The following is a 17617-nucleotide window of genomic DNA, read 5'->3' as shown; positions in this document are numbered from 1 at the left end:
AGGTCTCCGAGAGCGTCCTGCTCGCACGGACCTAGGAGTCCTCTCGCTGGGGCTGCCACATACCTCCCCAGCCGACTGCGTTCCTCGCTCGGCTTCGCCCGCTGCGGTACTCATCCCTCGCGCGCTGACTGGTCGCGGACGAACCCGCGACCAGCACGCGCCACAGCATCCGCGAGGCCGAAGGCCGAGCGGTTCACCGGACGCGAACGCAGTGAGCGTCCGGGACCAAGGCCCGACCGGAGTCCTCGTGAGCGACCGAAGGGAGTGAACGAGGGCCGTGCCGGAGTTTGCTCCGGCTGAGGGATGGCCGCCGTGTCTTTTTAGCCCACCGTGAGACTCACTCCGTTCGTCTCACGAGCCACCGTTTGCGTTGCTCACGATGACAGGTTTTTGCCCGACTGAGCGCGCCGAAGGCGTCTGCTCGAGGGCCTACGGCCCGAGGCGGCGATGTCGCCTCGCTGCGCGAAGGAGGTGCAAAAAAGTGGGTTCAGAGAACCTGCCGGTTGCAGGTGCCACAGAGGTTCTGTTCCTTCACGTCGACCTCGCGCACGGTGGGTGAGAAGTTCATCACACAGCGTTTGTTGTCGCAGTGTTCGAGCCCGAGAGTGTGGCCGATCTCGTGGACGACTTCCTTCCGGACGCGGTCGGCGAAGATTTCGGAGGCAGGTTTGTTCGAGATGCCCCCATCGGAGGAGGTCTGGAGCCGGTAGGTGGAGATGACGGAGCCGTTACCGGAGAGGTACGCGAGGCCGAAGACGTAGTTGCGGCGGCGGTAGTAGAGGTCGTGCGGGGTGATGGCGATGTTCTTCTCGCCGCTCCCGATGCGGGAGGCGAGTTCGATGAGCTCCTCGGCACGGTACTGCTTCCGCGAGGGGTCGTACGCGCTCTCTGGCACCTCCTGCGCGTCGTGAATCGTCACCTCGCAGTCGTAGACCGACCGCAGGCCGGCAGAGGCTTCCCGCTTCACCGCCGCCGGTACATCCCCCACCGGCACGATGTCCACATGCATATGCGAAACGATTAGACAGCGGCGTTGGTAAACATTCCGACGATGAACACCGGCCGCGAACCACTGGTCGACGCACTCGCCGAGCGCGCGCGTTCGCGGGCCGTGGAGGTCGGCATCGGCGCTCGCCCCGACGTCGCGGCGGCGCTCGCCGACCGCGGTATCGGGGTCACGGCGACCGATGTCGTCGCCCGCGACGTTCCCGCTCCCGTCGAATTCGTCCACGACGACGTGACCGCCCCCGACCCGAGTGTCTACCAGGGGGCCGACCTGGTCTACGCGCTCAACTGCCCGCCGGAACTCCAGCGGCCCCTGACCGAGGTGGCCGAGCAGGCCGGCGCGGCGTGGGTGTTCACGACCCTGGGCGCGGACCCGGCGGTCGTGCAGGCGACGCGGCGAACGTTGCCGGACGAAACGCTCTTTACTTCAGCGTCGCCGGAGGGAGATACACGTAGATGACACTCCGTGCCGACGCGGTCGTCCTCGATATCGACGGCGTCCTCGTGGACGTGGCCGACTCCTACCGGCGGGCCATCGTCGAGTCGGTCGACCGCGTGTACGGCGACACCGTCGAGCGCGAGGCGATACAGCTGTTCAAGGACGCCGGCGGCTTCAACAACGACTGGCAAGTGACGTACGCCGTCGCGCTGTACGTGCTGTCACGACGGCGCGGCCTCCCCCTCTCGCTGGAGACGTTCACCGGGATGGTCGCCGCTTCCGGCGGCGGCCTCGAGGGCGCCGAGACGGTCGTCGCCGACCACCTCGACCCGCACGCCCGCGAGCAGGTGTACGCCGAGTGGGACCGCGACCGGCTCCGCGCCGTGTTCCAGACGCTGTATCTCGGCAGCGACCTGTATCGCGACCTCGAAGGTGGAACCCCGGAGTTCGACCACGACGGGTACATCACCGACGAGCCGACGCTGCTCGCGCCGGACACCCGCGACACCCTCCTCGACGGGTTCGAGGTGGGCGTCGTCACGGGCCGGCCCGCTGCTGAGGCCGACATCGCCCTGGAGCGGGTGGGGATCGACCTCCCCGACGACCGCCGGTTCACGATGGACGACTGGGAGGAGGGGAAACCGCACCCGAAGGCGCTCACCACGCTCGCCGAGCGGTTCGACGCCGACTCGGTCGTGTTCGTCGGCGACACGCTCGACGACATCGAGACGGCCGTCAACGCCAGCGAGGCCGACCCCGCCCGCGAGTATTTCGGTGTAGGCGTGCTCACCGGCGGGCTCACCGGCGAGGACGGCCGTGAGAAGTACGAGCAGGCCGGCGCGGCGGCGGTCGTCGAGACCATCAACGACCTGCCGGCGCTGGTCGCCCGCCGGTAGATTCTTCCGTTCGAGCGACAGATTTCGGCCGTGAAGCCCTCCATCGCCCTCTCGGAGATCGGCGAACTCGCCGGCCTCACGGTCGTCGGCTGGCTCGTCGCGCTCGTCGTCGGCGTCGGGTCGCTGCTCGCGGTCTCCGTACTCCTGCCCGATTCCTCGACCGCGGTACTGGTCGTCGCGTTCCTACTCCCACTGCTCGGGCTCTACCTCCTGTTCGGAACCTGGGACTGGAGCCCCGGCGGCGAGGCCCGCCAGCACGCGACGTTCCTCGTCTGCCAGTTCTCGCTGCTCGCACTCGTCGGCGGCGTCGGCTACGGCCTGCTGTCGCCCGATGGCGTCGGGCGGTGGCTCGTCCTGCTCGCCGGGCTGTTCGCCACCCCGGTCGCCGGCTGGCTGGCGTACTTCGACGGTATCGGGCGGGTTCAGCGGGCGCTCGCGGGAGGTGCGTCGCCGTGAGCGACCGCACCGCGTTCCTCGCGTGGGTCGCCGTCCTCTGGGTCGGCACGTTCCTCGGCGCGGCGCTCGGGGCGCCGCCGGACCCCCTCACACAGCTCTACGTGCTCGTCCCCGGCTTGCTTCTCGCCCTTCCGCTGGCGTACTGGCTGAGCTACCGGGACGGGATGGAACGCCTCCGCGACCGGTAGGCAAGCCCCTCCGGTCGCACAACGCTTAGGGTGCCGACCCTCCACCATCGAGTATGCGAATCGCACTACTCGGCGGCACCGGCGACATCGGCGAGGGGCTCGCGCTCCGCTGGGCGTACGACTCCGACCACGAGGTCGTCATCGGCTCCCGCGACCCGGAGAAGGCTCGTGGCAAGGCCGAGGAGTACGAGACCGAACTCGACTCTCGGGGGCGCGAGGTGAAGGTGACGGGCTTCGCCAACGAGATGGCCGCCGACCGCGCCGACGTGGTCGTGCTCGCCGTTCCCGCGTACCACCTCACGGACACCATCTCCGCAGTCGCGGACAAACTGGACGACGCGATCCTCGTCTCGCCCGCCGTCGGCATGAAGAAGGACGACGACGGGATGCACTACAACCCGCCGCCGCACGGCTCCGTCGCGGCGATGGCCGCCGAGGTCGCCCCCGACGACGTCCCCGTCGTCGGCGCGTTCCACAACCTCGCGGCCGGTCGCCTCGCCAACCTCGACGCCGACATCGACTGGGACACCCCGGTGTTCGGCGACGACGACGACGCCAAGGACATCGTGATGCGACTCGCGGCCGACATCCAGGGGCTCCGCCCGCTCGATGTCGGTGGGCTCGCGAACGCCGGCGAGGTGGAGGCGGTGACGCCGCTGCTCATCAACCTCGCGGCGAACAACGACGACATGCACGACCTCGGCGTGAAGTTCTGGTAGGAGTCGAAGCTGCCGCAACGTGGTTCCTTTCGAAAACGCACACTAAGACAGAACGACGAACGCCTCGGAAGCCCTCGCGCGCTCGCCCTTCCAGTCCACCAGACCCAGACGGAGTCACCTGAGTGTCGGCGCGCGAGGACAGCGGCGTGCGAGCGAATCGGCTGGGGAGGGTGTGGTTTCGGTCCTTGGTGGAATCGCAAAGGGCGAGGCCACTACGCGAAGCACGGACCTGCAAGCACCGCAGGCGAAGCCGAGGAGCACAGCGAGTTGCAGCGGTCGAACGGCCGAGAGCTTTGCGAGGCAGTGCCGGTTGTACTGCTCCCCCGCGTCGAACTTTCGGCTACGCGGTTCTGTTGAAACCCTCAGTCTGTGACCGTTCTGGCGTGCTGAACTTAGGGGCTGTATGCAGCAAGGATCGAAGGTCCGTTCGCTACGTCAGTTCACTGGTGAATGTCAGCACGGCATCGAGAAAGAGGTCGGGGGCGGTATTCATCGCGACGTGTTCCTGGTCCTCTAGAACGACGACCCGACTGTCAGGGAGTGCAGCGTCGAGCATCTCTATCGCGTCCGTAAACCATTGCGGGCTTTCTCCGCCAGTCAGTAGCAACGTCGGCGTCTGCATCTGCTCGTACTGGGCAGGGTCGAAATCGTAGGTGGCAGGCCCCACCGTTTCACGGTATGCCGTGTGAGCAGCGTCGACACGAGCCTCCCAATTCGGCGCTGACCGAAGGAGTTCAATCTGGGCCGACGGGATGTCAGCAATCTCGCGGAGGAATACGATGAGCGCCTGTTCGTCCTCGCTATCGTCGAGCAGTAACTTGATTTTCGCCAACTCGTTCTCGTCGTAAATCTCGTGGTCGCCGACAGGAATCGGCGGCTCGTACAGGATGAGTGCCCGGAGGTTGTCGGTTCGGAGCGCGGCATCGAGTGAACAGAGAGCGCCGTAGGAATGACCGAGCAAGACCACAGGCTCGTTAATCGAATCGACGACTGCGGCAACGTCATCGAACTCCTGCTTCAGGTCGTACTCGGTCGTGTCGCCGCTCTCCCCTCGTCCACGTCGGTCCATTGCGTAGACGGTGAAGCGTTCTTCGAGAGGGCGGAGAACGGGTTCCCACCGCGTGTGATCGGCAGTCGTGCCGTGGACCAGTACGAGTGGTGGGCCGCTCCCCGTGCGTTCGTACGCAATCGGTGTACCGTCTGATGAAGTGACTGTGTCCATTTCCATCAACCATAGAAGTACGCTGTCTAACCGTGTTACTTTTCCGCACAGAGTCACTCGGAGTTGGAACCCAGCCAAACGAGGGCTGCCAGATATGCGCCCTATATCGGACGATCCAATCGGTGCGTGAGTGACCAGTCGCTCGTGGCCGACTCGCGCTCTGAATGCAGCACGACCTCGACAAACCGTCCGTAACTGCGGGGTTCAACAGAGCCGGCTACGCTGTTTCTTCCCGCCGAACCTCCGAGCCCTTATCAGGCCGAAACCCCCACTCACGCGCATGGGATACGCGTGCCCCGTGTGTGGCGACCCGCAGGTCGACGCCCGGCACCTCGCGAACCACCTCGCCTTTACCGCGATGCTCCACCGCGAGGACCACGAAGCGTGGCTCGACGAGCACGCTCCGGGCTGGGAAGACGAGGGCGAACACGAACTCGCCGAGCGCGTCGCGGACCACGCCGAGGAAGCCGAATTCCCGCAGGTGTTCGAAGACACCACGGGCCAACTCGACTCCGAGGCCGCCGCCGAGGGCGACCACGAACGCTCCGGGAAACTGTTCGAACACGAGGGGCACGGTCACGACCACGACCACCTCGGCCACGACCACGGCGCCGACACCGCCCACGGCTACCAGCAGGCGGACGTGCCGAAGGACCCCGAGACACAGGAGGTCCTGGAGGAGGCACGGGAACTCACCCGCGAGATGCTGCGCGAGGACGACGCGGACGACGAAGCCGAGGGCGAGGGTGACACCGGGGCTGCGGACGACTCCGACGACACGGACGCCTGAGTCGCTCCTTTCGGTACCCCTACTTACCTCCCGTTCCTACCCGCTGGTATGCACGTCGAGGGACTGCTCGCGCCCGACAGCATCGACGCGGCGCGCGAGGAGTACGACGCGTTGGTTCCGACCTCGAAGACGGTCGTCCGCGAGGTGGCGAAGGCGATGGCGTTCGACCGCGAGGAGTACGGCGAGCGCGTGACCGAGGACGTCGTCGAGACTGCCCGGGACGCGCTGTTCGCCTCGCTGCTCGAAGTCCACGTCGGGACGCACGAGGAGTTCGAGCGGTTCCGGGAGTCGAACCCCGGCCTCGACACGACGGTCCGCGGGAGCGAGCACGTCGACAACGTCGTCTGGCACGTCGCCCCCACCGGCGAAGTCGTCGCGGCGACGTACCAGGACGAACGGGAGGCCGCGATTGCGACGCTCCGCCGACAGGCGTTCGGGAGCGTCTACCGCGACGCGTTCGAGGCCTGAGATGCGTCCGGTCACCCGCAACGTCGTCGTCGGCATCCTCGTCGTCCTCGTCCTCCTGCTCGCGCTCGGGGCGCTCCCCTCCTACCTCAAGAGCGGCGACCCGTACTACCTGGAGGCGACCGTCGTCACGGAGACGCCCGCCGACGTCCAGCCCGCGAACATCACGAACCTCTCGCAGCGACGCTACCCGTACACGTTCGGCGCGCTCGGCGCACTCGACGCGCTCGGCAACGAGAGCGAGAACGCGAGCGCGAGCGCCACCGGCCGCTCCGAGCCGTACTGGCGCGGCCCGTTCGGCTTCAAGGGCGCGTTCACCCACTCGCCGTTCGACGAGGTCGACGCCTACACCGTGCAGTATCCCGACGCCGTGCGCACCGAGCAGGTGTACGTCAGCTACGAGGGCACACGCTACCGACTCGAAGTGATTCAGCCATGACCCCACACGACATCCGTCACGACTGGCCCGTCCTCGAATCGAACGCCGAGTACGAGACCGGCTGGTACACCGGCGGCTACGACCGCGTCGAACAGCCCGATGGCTCCGAGAAGAACTACTACTGGGCGGAGCTGCCCCCGGCGGTCGTCGTCGTCGCCACGACCGGCGACGAACTCGTGATGGTCGAGCAGTACCGACCCGCGATTCGCGAACACTGTCTCGAACTCGTCGCGGGCATCGTCGAGGACGGCGAGTCGTTCACGGAGGCGGGGGCCCGCGAACTCCGCGAGGAGGCGGGCTTCGACCCCGCGGGAACCTCCCTCGTCGAGGAGTTCTGGTGTTCGACGGGCGTCCTCAGACACCGCCGCGGCATCGTGTTCGCCGAGGGGCTCGAACCCGTGGAGCGCAAACTCGACGGCAACGAGTTCTTGACGGTGACGAGCGTTCCCGTCGACGAGGCGCTCGCTCGCGCCAGGGAGGCGCCGGCGAACGACGCCACTATCGAGGGGGTGCTGTTGGCGAAAGCGGACGGCCTCATCTGAGGCTCAGCGGTCGCGGCGCCTCAGAGGTCTCGGACCATGATGAGCGCCGACTCGCCGTCGTCGTAGTAGCGCGGGACCGTGCGCCGGTGGACGAAGCCGTGCCGTCGGTAGAGGTCGATCGCGGGGTCGTTCGACTCCCTGACCTCGAGTTTGACGGAGGCGGCGTCGACGCTCGCCATCACTGTGAGCGCCTGCTCCAGGAGGAGCGAGCCGAGTCCCTGTCCCCGGCAGTCGGGGCGGACCGCGATGTCCTTCACGTGGCCCAGCGGTCGGCCGTGGTTCGGGACCGTATCGGAGACGACGTAGCCGACGACCTCGCTCCGCCCGTCGGCGCTCCCTGCTGCCTCCGCGACGAGAAAGCCCGGCTGCCCCAGAAACCGCTCGAAGGCGGCGAACGGCCACGGCTGGGGGAACGACTGCTGCTCGATGCGGAACACCTCGAGCAGGTCGGCGCGGGTCGCCTGCCGGACGGGGAACGCCCCGGCCTCGGAGGCCGTCGTGGTCACGACGACGGGTTAGACGTACTCACACAAATGGCTACCGGCCAGAACATCCGTTCAGGACGCCCTCGGCTTATTTGAGCGCCGATTTCGCCCACAACCTTCTTATATACATCCCGATTACCGTAGGGTGCACCCGTTTGGGTGCATCCCCACCCCCCACCCCGTTTCCGACGCGCGGCACTCTCCCCCCTATCGCCGCGCGTCGGAGACTTTTCTACACGTTCGAGCGGCGCTGCTGTCTGTCGGTTTCTGGCACTCCCTTGCGCAGTGCTGCCGCTAGGTGTACCTCGGTGTGCAAAGAAATGGACACCGTGTCCGCGAGGCGGGTCTCGCGGGTGGCTGTGCCGTTAGTCGTCGGCGGGTGCCGCGCCGCCCTCGTTCTCGTACTGCTGCTTCGTCAGCGAGAGCTTGCCACCGGCCGCGAGGATGCGGCGCTCGCGCTCGGAGGCGTCGAGTTCGGCGGTGAGTTCCCAGTCGTCGTTGACGCGGACCGTGAACTCCTCCTGGCCGGACGCGACGGCCTCGGCGACGTCGTCGACGATCTCGATGTCGTCGCCCTGCTCGATGTTCTCGTAGTCCTCAGCGCTGATCGTCAGCGGGATGAGGCCGAAGTTGAACAGGTTCGCCTTGTGGATGCGGGCGAACGACTGCGCGAGGACGCCCTCGATGCCGAGGAACATCGGACAGAGGGCCGCGTGTTCACGCGAGGAGCCCTGCCCGTAGTTCTCGCCGGCGACGAGGAAGCCGCCGTCGGAGTCGAGCGCGCGCTGTGCGAACGTGTCGTCGACACGCGACAGCGTGAACTCCGAGAGCTTGGGGACGTTCGACCGGTACATCAGGATGTCCTGCGTGGCAGGAATGATGTGGTCGGTCGTGATGTTGTCCTCCATCTTCAGGAGCGCCTCGCCTTCGAGGTGCGCGTCGAGGGGGTCCTTGAGCGGGACGTCGCCGATGTTCGGCCCCTTGACGAGGTCGTCGTCGACGGCCTCGTCGGGCGCGATGAGGTCGGCCTTCGAGCCGTCGTACTTCTCGGGCAGCTCGACGCCGGGCGCCTCGAGGTCACCGAGCTCGTCGGCGAGGTCACGCGGGTCGACGATCTCGCCCTTGAGCGCCGCGGCGGCGGCGACCTCCGGCGAGCAGAGGTAGACGTTGTCGTCCTCGATGCCGGAGCGGCCCTCGAAGTTGCGGTTGAACGTCCGCAGCGAGACCGAGTCCGACGCGGGGACGTGGCCGATGCCGATACAGGCACCACACGTCGCCTCCGAGAAGTTGACACCGGCGGCCATCAGCTCGGCGGTCCAGCCCTGGCGGGCGAGGATCTCCGAGGCCTGCTTGGAGCCGGGGGCGACGATCATCTCGGTCTTCTTGTCCATCTCACGACCCTCGAGCATCTTCGCGGTCGGGAGGATGTCCTCGTAGCCACCGTTCGTACAGGAGCCGACGATGACCTGCTCGACGGTCTCGCCCGCGACCTCGCGGACGGGCACGACGTTGTCGGGCATGCTCGGACAGGCGATGAGCGGCTCGATGTCCGAGAGGTCGACGACGATCTCGTCGTCGTACTCGGCGTCCTCGTCGGGACCGATGTCCTCGAAGACGTCCTCGCGACCCTGGCGGGCGAGGTAGTCCTTCGTCTTCTCGTCGGTCGGGAAGATGGACGTGGTGGCACCGAGCTCGGTGCCGAGGTTCGTGATGGTCGTCCGCTCGGGCACCGAGAGCGACTCGACGCCGGGACCGGTGTACTCGAAGATCTTGCCGACGCCGCCCTTCACGGTGAGGCGGCGCAGCATCTCGAGCGCGACGTCCTTCGCCGTGGACCACTCGGGGAGTTCGCCCTCGAGCCGCACGTTGACGACTTCGGGCATCTCGATGTAGTACGGGCCGCCACCCATCGCGACGGCGACGTCGAGGCCACCGGAGCCGATGGCGAGTTCGCCGAGGCCACCCGGCGTGGGCGTGTGGCTGTCCGAGCCGAGCATCGTCTTGCCGGGCGCCGCGAAGTTCTCCTTGTGGACGTTGTGGCAAATGCCGTTGCCCGGGCGGGAGAAGTGGGCACCGAACGTCCCCGCAGCCGAGCGCAGGAAGCGGTGGTCGTCGGTGTTCTTGAAGTCGAACTGGTAGGTCTGGTGGTCACAGTACTGCGCGGCGATCTCCGTCTGGACCTCGTCGAGGCCGAGGGCCTCGAACTGCAGCCATACGAGCGTGCCGGTGGTGTCCTGCGTGAGGACCTGGTCGATCTCGATCCCGATCTCCTCCCCCGTCTCGAGGGTACCCTCGACGAGGTGGTCTTCGAGGATCTTCTCCGTAAGCGTCTGTCCCATAACGGCTAGCGGTCAGGTTGCGTCGGATATAAATCCGGCGTGTTCGCCGCATATTGCACCGATAGGAGGCCACTGTGCGGCAATATTGACCAATAGGGTGAACGGGTGTTTTGCTCTCTGGGCGTGAACTGGACGCAGCGAGTCGCTCACGGTCGTTCACGACATACCGTGTTTGCACGTCGCATGCGTCGCTCGAAGCTCCGGTATCGCTCGCCTTTTTGAGGTCCGCCACCCGAGGTCGGGTATGCAGGTGACTCCGGTGGCCGGACTGCCCGAGATACGCGAGGGCGACGACCTCGCCGCGCTCATCGACGAGCGCGCCGTGCTACAGCCGGGCGACGTCCTCTGTGTCGCCTCTACCGTCGTCTCGAAGGCCGAGGGCCGGACGTTCGACTTCGCGGACTTCCCGGCGGGCGAGCGCGCCCGTGCCATCGCCGACCGCCTCGAAGCCATCACCGGCGAGTCGAAGGACCCGCGGTTCGCCCAGGCCGTCATCGAGGAGAGCGAGGAACTCATCGTCGAGGCACCGTTCATCCTCGCGGTCACGCACTTCGGCCACATCACCGTCAACGCCGGTATCGACCGCTCGAACGTCCCCGGCGGCGACCTCTTGCTGCTGCCTGAGGACCCGAGCGCCTCCGCCGAGCGGCTCCACGAGGCACTCGATGTGCCGGTCGTCGTCACCGACACCTCCGGCCGCCCCTTCCGCTACGGCCAGCGCGGGGTCGCGGTCGGCTGGGCCGGAATCCCCGCCTCCCGCGACTGGCGCGGGGAGACGGACCGCGAGGGTCGCGAGATGGAAGCGACCGTCCAGTCGGTCGTCGACGAGTTGGCCGGGGCAGCGAATCTGGTCACGGGCGAGGGCGACGGCGGGACGCCCGCCGCCGTGGTTCGAGGCTTCGAGTTCGGTGACCACGAGGGCTCGAACAACCTGTTCCGGAGCGAAGCGGATGACATCGTCCGTGCCGCACTCCGGGAGTGGGAGTTCGAGGGGTAGTACGTCGATGGTGGGTGACTCGCTGGTGAGAATCGACACGGAGTTTACGACATCTCGGAAGCCCTCGGCCGTGCGACCTTCCGCGGCTCGCTGTCTCCAGAAATCTCTGATTTCTGGAATGACAAAAGACCGCGCATCGCGCGGTCTTTTGAACCATGCTCCTCGGCGCTTCGCGCCTGCGATGCTTATTCTGCGAGACTCCCTCCGGTCGTCTCGTAACGTTCGCCTCACTTCGTTCGGCTCACCGTCGCCCGGGACGGGTCGCGCGGCCTCGTCCTTCCAGTCCGCCAGGAGACTCGCTCCACTCGTCTCCCGAGCCCTCGATCGCTTTGCTTGCGAGGGCACCAGGCCCGCACCGAACCAACCCTCTCCCGAGACGCACACGGCCTCCCGGTGGTCGGCCGGTGCGTCTTGGCCCGTCGTCGGCACCTCAGCTATCGTCCCCTGGTGGACTGGAAGGGCGAGCGCGCTCCGCGTTCGAGACGACGCAAGCACCGCAGGTGTCGCCGAAGGCGACCCGAGGCGCCCAGCGAGTCGCAGGAGCGGAGCGCGTGAGGGCTTCCGAGGTGTTGCTGACACCGACAGCAGGACGCGCTGTGCCACCCTCACCAGTCGCTCGACCCGAAACGGTCCCCTCGACGAACACACCGAATCCAACCAATGCTAGCCATCGAACTCACGCCCGAACACCCCGTCGACCGCATCGCCGACCTCGGTTCTCGCGCAGAGAACGCAGGCTTCGAGACGATCTTCTGCTCGTCGCACTACAACAACCGCGACCCGTTCGTCGCACTCGACCGTGTGGCCCGGGCGACCGAGTCCGTGCGCGTCGGCCCCGGGGTCGCGAACCCCTACCAGACCCACCCGGTCGCGCTCGCGGGGCAGGTCGCCACCCTCGATGAGTCCTCTGATGGACGCGCCGTCTTCGGCATCGGGCCGGGCGACCCCTCCACCCTCCGAAATCTGGGTGTCGACCGCGATCGGGGGCTCTCTGCCGTCCTGCAGGCGTTCAAGGACGCCCAGGCGCTCTGGCGCGGCGAGCGCGTCACCCGCGACGGCGTCCACGCGGCCGACGACGCCGGGCTGAACTTCGAGCCGCCACAGGGGGATTCGATTCCCGTGCTCGTGGGCGGCGAGGGGCCGCACATGTGTCGGATGGCCGCGAAACACGCCGACGGGCTGCTGTTCAACGGCTCGCACCCCGACGACCTCGCGTGGGCGCGCGAACAGGTCGACATCGGGCTCGACGAGCGCCCCGACGCCCGGGGGGAGTTCACGCTCGCGGCCTACGCCGCAGTGTCGGTGAGCGAGGACGCCGAGGCCGCCCGGGAGGCTGCCCGCCCGCCGGTGGCGTTCATCACCGCGGGGGCTGCGCCGCCCGTCCTCGACCGGCACGGCATCGACCCCGAGCGCGCGAGCGCCATCGGCGAGGACATCTCGGCGGGCGAATTCCGCGAGGCGTTCGGGCGCGTGACGGAGCCGATGCTCGACGCGTTCTGCATCGCGGGCACACCCGAGACGGTCGCCGAACGGGCCGACGCCCTCCGCGAGTACGCCGACGGCATCGTCGCGGGCTCGCCGCTCGGGCCGGACCTCGACGCGGCCGTACGGCTCGCGGGTGAGGCCCTGCAGGAGTAAGTGGGGGTGTTACCGCTGGCTCTGCTGCTGGGGCGGCTGGCGGCCCGAGGGGAGCGCACGGACGAACGCTTTGCCCACGCCGCCGGCCGCGAGGACGCCGAACAGGACGGCTGCGAAGCCGGTGATGAGCGCGCCGACCGCCAGCAGGATCGCCTGCTCGGGACTCTGTGCTGCGATGCTCGCGAACTCACCGGGCATCCGAAGGATGCTCTCGATGAGACCGCCGGTCGCGTCTGCCATACCTGGAGGTACGACGCGGGCTACTTGCTACTTCCGGGTTCGCCACGCTCTTGCCGGTTCGCGTCGCAGGTGACCTGTGTCCCGTGACCGCTCGCTCGACGAGTTCGCCCGCAGTGCGCCGAGTGATTCGGCCGACGGTGACGGAGCCTCCGGCGACGAGGCGGCCGAGGCTGAGGCGGACTCGGAGGATGTCGATGCCGCCGATTCGTCACCCGCTGGCGAGGAACCCGTAGACGACGTGTCTCCGGCCGTCTCCACCTACGCGTTCGCGCCGGACGGCGCGGCGTGCGATTCCTGCGGTGCCGTCGTGCAGAAGCGGTGGCGCGACGACGCCGGGCTGGTGTGTCCCGACTGCAAGCAGTGGTAATCTGCCGCTATTGAGTCCTCGATACCCGTAGCAGTCAGCCTTACAACGCTACAGCCCGTTTCGTGCGACAATGACACGCAGGCCGTCAGGGGAAAGCACTTACCGCACGGAGCAAACCGCCCGGTATGGTTCCCGAGCCAATGAGTGACACCCAGCCACGCGCCGAGCCGTTGCCGGTCAGCGACGCGGGCGCGGTCGCTCGCGACGTCATCGAGAACGTCGGCCGCGTCATCGTCGGCAACGAGGCGGCCATCGAACACCTCCTCGTGGCGATGCTGGGTCGTGGGCACGTCCTCCTCGAAGACGTGCCCGGCGTCGGCAAGACGATGCTCGCTCGCGCAGTCGCCACCTCCTTCGAGTGCGAGTTCAAGCGCGTCCAGTTCACCCCCGACCTCCTGCCCTCGGACATCACCGGCGTCAACGTCTTCAACCAGAAGACCCGCGAGTTCGAGTTCCGCCCCGGCCCCGTCTTCGCGAACGTCCTGCTCGGTGACGAGATCAACCGCGCGCCCCCCAAGACGCAGTCCGCGCTCCTCGAAGCGATGGAGGAGGCGCAGGTGACCGTCGACGGCACGACGCACAAGGTGCCGAACCCGTTTTTCGTCGTCGCGACGCAGAACTCCGTCGAGCGCGACCGGACCTACGAGCTTCCGGCGGCAGAGCTCGACCGCTTCACGATGAAGCTCCACCTCGGCTACCCGTCCGAACAGGAGGAACACGAGGTGCTCGGTCGGATGGTCGGCGACCACCCCATCGCCGAGCTCGACCCCGTCGCGACCGTCGACCAGCTCGTCGCCGCGCGCCGGACGACGAGCGAGGTCACGGTGGAGGAGCCCATCCGCGCGTACGTGACGAGCCTCGCCCGCTACACCCGCGAGAACGCCCAGCTCGGCGTCTCTCCACGCGGGTCCATCGCCCTCCTTCGGGCCGCACAGGCGCGTGCCGTCCTCGAAGGCCGTGACTACGTCATCCCCGACGACGTGCAGCAGGAGGCCGAGCCGACGCTCACCCACCGGATCCGGCTGGGTCGCGGCGAGGGCTCCGCAGCCAGGCTCGTCGAGGAGGCGCTCGCGAGTGTCGACGTGCCATGAGGCCGACGCGCCGTGGGTACGTCGTCCTCGGCGTCGCCATCGCGGCCATCGCGCTGGCCGCCCACTCGGGGCCACGGTCGCTCAACGCGGTCGCCGGTCCCGCGCTCGTGACGCTGGCGTACGGCGTCGTCTCGCTCGCCCGCCGACCCGACCCGACCGTCTCGCGGGGGAAACCCGCTCCCGGCTTCCCCGGCGAGACCCGGACCATCCCGCTCACGGTCCAGGCGAGCGGCCCGGCCACCGTCCGCGACCGCACCGGGTCGGGCGTCGCGCCGGTCGACGACGCCGAGCGGTACGTCTCCGGTGACGGGAAGACGAGCTACGAGATCGAACTGCTCGCGCGCGGGGAACACGACCTCGGTCCGACAGAGATCGTCCAGCGCGACACGCTCGGCGTCGTCGCCCGCGAGACGGTTGCCCGGACCACGACGCCGGCGCTCGTCTACCCCGTCGTCGAGCCCATCGCTCCCAATCGAACGTTCCAGGGGCTCGTCGAGCGGGCGGGCTCCGCGGACCGCGACGCGTTCGACACGCTCCGCGAGTACGTCCCCGGCGACCCTCTGCGAGACGTCCACTGGACGTCGTCGGCGAAACGCGAGGCCGGCGACCTCGTCGTCGCGGAGTTCGCCCGCGAGGACGAGGGCGGACTGACGCTCGTCGCCGAGGGCGACACCGGCTACGCCGACGAGATGGCGTCCGCGGCCGCGAGCATCGCCGTCCACCTGCTCGCGATGGACCTCGAAGTCGAGGTGTACGCGCCCGATGGCCACGTCCGGAAGGGCCGCGGTGACCAGCACCGCGACGAGCTACTCGAACTCCTCGCGCGGACCCCCGCGGGCCGGGTGGGCGACGTGGCTGCCGACGTCCGCATCCGGGCCGACGCCGAGGGCGTCCACGTCACCGCCAACGGCTCGACGTTCCCGTTCGCGGAGTTGCTGGGTGGCGGGTACGAGTCGGCGGACGCTCGCGACGCGACCACCGCGGAGGTGTCCGTATGAGCACGACGACCCGCTCGCTCCCGGTCGTCGGCGCGCTCGACCTGCCGCGACTGCTCGCCGTCGGCTCGGTGGCGCTCGTCGTCGCCGCGTACGTGAGCGTCCTCCACTTCATCGCGAACGTGGCGGGCGACCCCTCACTGCTGCTGCTGACGGTCGCCGGTGCCATCGCCGCCGGCACGCTGCTGGCGCGGTTCGTCAGACCGCGATACGCCGGCCTGCTGGCCGTCGGGCTCGTCGCCGCCGGCGCGGTCTACTACATCAACACGCTTCCGGCCAACGTCGAGGTGTACGGGACGCTCGGCCCGCTCGTCGGCGACTCCGTCTCGCTGCTGTCGGGGCTCTCCATCCTCCGTATCGTCAACGCCGGGACGTGGGCGCTCGCCATTGCCCCCGGCCCGACGTTCCTCGCGTGGTATCTTGCGCTCCGGCGCCACTACGTCGCGGGCGCGGCGGTCGCGGGGTTCACGCTCGGCATCTTCGTTCTCACCGGGAACGCTGACGCGCCCACTACCCTGCTCGGCGCCATCGGCGTCGTCGGCGCGATGGGATTCGGCGACGTGGCCAACCGCGAGTACGCGGCTCGCCAGGCTGCCGGCGTCACCGACGAGGGCGACGGCGAGGGGATCGACGACGCGCGCCGCGCCATCCTCGTGGAACTCGGCGCGGTCGTCGTCGCCACGAGCCTCGTCGACGTGGTGCCGGGGCGGGTGTCGGGGCGCGGCGGCAACCCGCTCGGCGGTATCGGCGGCGGGGGTACCATCGAGGCGAACCTCCTCGGAGCGGCCGACAACGTCCAGATATCGGGCTCGATCAGCCTCTCGCCGAAGGTGCGCTTCACCGTCTCGAGCGACGAACCGGGCTACTGGCGCGTCGGCTCGTTCGACCGCTACACCGGCGACGGCTGGATCCGCACGGGCGGCAGCGAGCCGTACGAGGGGCGGCTGGCCTCGCCGCCGGGCCGGAGCCGGAGTGTCGACCAGACGTTCGAACTCGAAGCCCGGATGGGGAACATGCCGGCGCTGTGGAAGCCCGTCGAGATACAGGAGAGCGACACCGGCGCGGACGTCGTCGACGGCGGGAACATCCGCCCGGTTCGGCCGTTCTCGAAGGGCGAGTCGTACACCATCACCTCGCGCGTGCCGGTCGCCTCCCCACAGGAACTGCGGGACGCGGGCACCGACTACCCCGACGTCATCGCGACGCGCTACACCACCCTCCCCGAGAACACGCCCGCGCGGGTGGCGACACGCGCCGAGCGCATCACCGCGAACGCGAGTAACCCGTACGACACCGCCCGCGTCGTCGAGCAGTGGCTGGAGAACAACCGCGCGTACTCGCTCGACGTGGAGAAGCCGAGCGGCGACATCGCCGACGCGTTCCTCTTCGAGATGGACGCCGGCTACTGCACGTACTTCGCGACGACGATGGTGACGATGCTCCGCACCCTCGACGTCCCCGCGCGGTTCGTCGTCGGCTACACCCCCGGCGAACAGGTCGCCCGGGACACGTGGGTCGCCCGCGGGCTCAACGCCCACGCGTGGGTCGAGGTGTACTTCCCCGACCACGGGTGGACGCGGTTCGACCCGACGCCCGCCGGCCCGCGGAGCGCGGCTGAACAGCAGCGACTCGGCAGCGCGCGCGAGAACAACGAGTCGAACGTCGACACGTTCCGGACCGGCCCCGACTCGTGGACGCCGACGCCCGACCCGGACGAGCCGGTCACGACGTCCGACGACACCCCGACGCCGGACCTCGACCAGCGGCTCTCGCCCGTCGGCGGCAACGGGTCGAGCCCCTCGGACGGCTTCCAGGGGTTCACCCCGAACGACCCTGCCGGCGGGGGCGGCGACGGCGGCTTCCAGCTCGAGCTGCCGTCGCTCCCCTCCCGCGAGCAGGTGGGCCTCGGGCTCGTCGTCACGGGCGCGGCCATCGCCGGTCTGCGGCGTGCGGGCGTCACCGGCCGCGCCTACCGCGAGGTGTGGCTCCGCTACCAACCTCGGAAGGACCCCGTCTCGGACACCCAGCGCGCGCTCGCCCGCGTCGAGTACGTCCTCGGACGGGACGCCCGCCCCCGCGAGCCGGGCGAGACGGTCCGCCAGTACGTCACCGACGTGGGTGACGAGCGGGCGGCTCGCGTGGCGACGCTGTACGAGCGGGCCACGTACGCCGGCCGCGTCACCGAGGCCGAGGCCGACGAGGCGGTCGACCTCGCGGACGAACTGGTGGCCGACGCCGGCATCGCGGGCGTCTCACGCCGCAGAAACCGGGGTGCATAGTCCCGATAGTGTTTAATACGGCCAG

20 protein-coding genes are annotated in these 17617 nt (G+C 68.6%); 15 read left to right on the top strand and 5 right to left on the bottom strand.

Going from position 1 to position 17617, the window contains the following annotated elements; all coding sequences use genetic code 11:
* Positions 1-487 precede the first annotated feature (487 nt).
* Entirely contained in the window at positions 488-1009 is a 522-nt protein-coding gene (locus NL126_RS05675; protein WP_255197950.1) for an archaemetzincin family Zn-dependent metalloprotease, read from the bottom strand.
* 42 nt (positions 1010-1051) lie between these two features.
* Here NL126_RS05675 and NL126_RS05670 point away from each other — a divergent pair, with 42 nt between their 5' ends.
* From NL126_RS05670 to npdG, 5 genes are read left to right on the top strand one after another with little or no spacing between them, the layout of a single operon-like run.
* A complete protein-coding gene (locus NL126_RS05670) occupies positions 1052-1465 on the top strand; it encodes a UPF0146 family protein (RefSeq protein WP_255197949.1) in 414 nt (137 codons plus the stop codon).
* A complete protein-coding gene (locus NL126_RS05665; RefSeq protein ID WP_255197948.1) occupies positions 1462-2340 on the top strand; it encodes a TIGR01548 family HAD-type hydrolase in 879 nt (292 codons plus the stop codon). Before NL126_RS05670 ends, NL126_RS05665 begins: the two co-directional genes overlap by 4 nt.
* 30 nt (positions 2341-2370) lie before the next feature.
* Positions 2371-2796: a hypothetical protein gene (locus tag NL126_RS05660; RefSeq protein WP_255197947.1), complete on the top strand. Its 426-nt coding sequence runs from the start codon at positions 2371-2373 to the stop codon at positions 2794-2796.
* Positions 2793-2984, top strand: coding sequence for a DUF7534 family protein (locus NL126_RS05655; RefSeq protein WP_255197946.1), 192 nt, complete (start codon positions 2793-2795; stop codon positions 2982-2984). The genes NL126_RS05660 and NL126_RS05655 overlap by 4 nt, the downstream gene beginning before the upstream one ends.
* A gap of 53 nt (positions 2985-3037) precedes the next feature.
* The gene (gene npdG, locus NL126_RS05650; protein WP_255197945.1) at positions 3038-3703 is read left to right on the top strand and encodes an NADPH-dependent F420 reductase; all 666 of its coding nucleotides are present in this window, start codon (positions 3038-3040) and stop codon (positions 3701-3703) included.
* Positions 3704-4133: 430 nt separating this feature from the next.
* Here npdG and NL126_RS05645 read toward each other — a convergent pair whose 3' ends face one another.
* Positions 4134-4925: an alpha/beta fold hydrolase gene (locus NL126_RS05645; RefSeq protein ID WP_255197944.1), complete on the bottom strand. Its 792-nt coding sequence runs from the start codon at positions 4923-4925 to the stop codon at positions 4134-4136.
* Between the two features lie 280 nt (positions 4926-5205).
* Here NL126_RS05645 and NL126_RS05640 point away from each other — a divergent pair, with 280 nt between their 5' ends.
* From NL126_RS05640 to NL126_RS05625, 4 genes are read left to right on the top strand one after another with little or no spacing between them, the layout of a single operon-like run.
* Positions 5206-5715, top strand: a complete 510-nt coding sequence (locus NL126_RS05640; RefSeq protein ID WP_255197943.1) for a DUF5810 domain-containing protein — start codon at positions 5206-5208, stop codon at positions 5713-5715.
* A gap of 48 nt (positions 5716-5763) precedes the next feature.
* Complete coding sequence (locus NL126_RS05635; protein ID WP_255197942.1) at positions 5764-6183, top strand: DUF5809 family protein; 420 nt, start codon at positions 5764-5766, stop codon at positions 6181-6183.
* 1 nt (position 6184) lies between these two features.
* Complete coding sequence (locus NL126_RS05630; protein WP_255197941.1) at positions 6185-6619, top strand: hypothetical protein; 435 nt, start codon at positions 6185-6187, stop codon at positions 6617-6619.
* A complete protein-coding gene (locus NL126_RS05625; RefSeq protein WP_255197940.1) occupies positions 6616-7161 on the top strand; it encodes an NUDIX hydrolase in 546 nt (181 codons plus the stop codon). Before NL126_RS05630 ends, NL126_RS05625 begins: the two co-directional genes overlap by 4 nt.
* A gap of 20 nt (positions 7162-7181) precedes the next feature.
* Here NL126_RS05625 and rimI read toward each other — a convergent pair whose 3' ends face one another.
* Complete coding sequence (gene rimI, locus NL126_RS05620; RefSeq protein WP_255197939.1) at positions 7182-7667, bottom strand: ribosomal protein S18-alanine N-acetyltransferase; 486 nt, start codon at positions 7665-7667, stop codon at positions 7182-7184.
* 344 nt (positions 7668-8011) lie between these two features.
* Positions 8012-9985 (bottom strand): aconitate hydratase, encoded by a 1974-nt coding sequence (locus NL126_RS05615; RefSeq protein WP_255197938.1) that lies wholly within the window; start codon positions 9983-9985, stop codon positions 8012-8014.
* Between the two features lie 244 nt (positions 9986-10229).
* Here NL126_RS05615 and NL126_RS05610 point away from each other — a divergent pair, with 244 nt between their 5' ends.
* Positions 10230-10982 carry a coenzyme F420-0:L-glutamate ligase gene (locus NL126_RS05610; protein ID WP_255197937.1) on the top strand — a complete coding sequence of 251 codons (753 nt, stop codon included), beginning with the start codon at positions 10230-10232 and terminating at the stop codon, positions 10980-10982.
* A 660-nt stretch (positions 10983-11642) separates the two neighbouring features.
* Positions 11643-12620 carry a 5,10-methylenetetrahydromethanopterin reductase gene (locus NL126_RS05605; protein WP_255197936.1) on the top strand — a complete coding sequence of 326 codons (978 nt, stop codon included), beginning with the start codon at positions 11643-11645 and terminating at the stop codon, positions 12618-12620.
* Between the two features lie 9 nt (positions 12621-12629).
* On the opposite strand, the gene NL126_RS05600 is transcribed toward NL126_RS05605, so the two are convergent.
* Positions 12630-12860, bottom strand: a complete 231-nt coding sequence (locus tag NL126_RS05600) for a DUF8024 family protein (RefSeq protein ID WP_255197935.1) — start codon at positions 12858-12860, stop codon at positions 12630-12632.
* Positions 12861-12936: 76 nt separating this feature from the next.
* Between NL126_RS05600 and NL126_RS05595 the strand changes: the two genes are divergently transcribed.
* From NL126_RS05595 to NL126_RS05580, 4 genes are all read left to right on the top strand, one after another.
* Positions 12937-13227, top strand: a complete 291-nt coding sequence (locus NL126_RS05595; RefSeq protein ID WP_255197934.1) for a DUF7573 domain-containing protein — start codon at positions 12937-12939, stop codon at positions 13225-13227.
* A 125-nt stretch (positions 13228-13352) separates the two neighbouring features.
* On the top strand, positions 13353-14318 hold the full coding sequence (locus tag NL126_RS05590; protein ID WP_434084160.1) for an AAA family ATPase: 966 nt from the start codon (positions 13353-13355) through the stop codon (positions 14316-14318).
* Positions 14315-15316, top strand: coding sequence for a DUF58 domain-containing protein (locus NL126_RS05585; protein ID WP_255197933.1), 1002 nt, complete (start codon positions 14315-14317; stop codon positions 15314-15316). The genes NL126_RS05590 and NL126_RS05585 overlap by 4 nt, the downstream gene beginning before the upstream one ends.
* Positions 15313-17592 carry a transglutaminase TgpA family protein gene (locus NL126_RS05580; protein WP_255197932.1) on the top strand — a complete coding sequence of 760 codons (2280 nt, stop codon included), beginning with the start codon at positions 15313-15315 and terminating at the stop codon, positions 17590-17592. The genes NL126_RS05585 and NL126_RS05580 overlap by 4 nt, the downstream gene beginning before the upstream one ends.
* Positions 17593-17617: the final 25 nt, after the last annotated feature.

The sequence above is a fragment of the Halorarius litoreus genome (assembly GCF_024362405.1).
Lineage (GTDB): Archaea > Halobacteriota > Halobacteria > Halobacteriales > Haloarculaceae > Halorarius > Halorarius litoreus.
This window is presented reverse-complemented; position numbering and strand designations above follow the sequence as displayed.

Bases quoted from the DNA above. Each gene is read 5' to 3' on its own strand.
- NL126_RS05675 (WP_255197950.1), bottom strand. From the start codon at position 1,009: ATGCATGTGGACATCGTGCCGGTGGGGGATGTACCGGCGGCGGTGAAG.
- NL126_RS05670 (WP_255197949.1), top strand. From the start codon at position 1,052: ATGAACACCGGCCGCGAACCACTGGTCGACGCACTCGCCGAGCGCGCG.
- NL126_RS05665 (WP_255197948.1), top strand. From the start codon at position 1,462: ATGACACTCCGTGCCGACGCGGTCGTCCTCGATATCGACGGCGTCCTC.
- npdG (WP_255197945.1), top strand. From the start codon at position 3,038: ATGCGAATCGCACTACTCGGCGGCACCGGCGACATCGGCGAGGGGCTC.
- NL126_RS05645 (WP_255197944.1), bottom strand. From the start codon at position 4,925: ATGGACACAGTCACTTCATCAGACGGTACACCGATTGCGTACGAACGC.
- NL126_RS05640 (WP_255197943.1), top strand. From the start codon at position 5,206: ATGGGATACGCGTGCCCCGTGTGTGGCGACCCGCAGGTCGACGCCCGG.
- NL126_RS05635 (WP_255197942.1), top strand. From the start codon at position 5,764: ATGCACGTCGAGGGACTGCTCGCGCCCGACAGCATCGACGCGGCGCGC.
- NL126_RS05630 (WP_255197941.1), top strand. From the start codon at position 6,185: ATGCGTCCGGTCACCCGCAACGTCGTCGTCGGCATCCTCGTCGTCCTC.
- NL126_RS05625 (WP_255197940.1), top strand. From the start codon at position 6,616: ATGACCCCACACGACATCCGTCACGACTGGCCCGTCCTCGAATCGAAC.
- NL126_RS05615 (WP_255197938.1), bottom strand. From the start codon at position 9,985: ATGGGACAGACGCTTACGGAGAAGATCCTCGAAGACCACCTCGTCGAG.
- NL126_RS05610 (WP_255197937.1), top strand. From the start codon at position 10,230: ATGCAGGTGACTCCGGTGGCCGGACTGCCCGAGATACGCGAGGGCGAC.
- NL126_RS05605 (WP_255197936.1), top strand. From the start codon at position 11,643: ATGCTAGCCATCGAACTCACGCCCGAACACCCCGTCGACCGCATCGCC.
- NL126_RS05600 (WP_255197935.1), bottom strand. From the start codon at position 12,860: ATGGCAGACGCGACCGGCGGTCTCATCGAGAGCATCCTTCGGATGCCC.
- NL126_RS05590 (WP_434084160.1), top strand. From the start codon at position 13,353: ATGGTTCCCGAGCCAATGAGTGACACCCAGCCACGCGCCGAGCCGTTG.
- NL126_RS05585 (WP_255197933.1), top strand. From the start codon at position 14,315: ATGAGGCCGACGCGCCGTGGGTACGTCGTCCTCGGCGTCGCCATCGCG.
- NL126_RS05580 (WP_255197932.1), top strand. From the start codon at position 15,313: ATGAGCACGACGACCCGCTCGCTCCCGGTCGTCGGCGCGCTCGACCTG.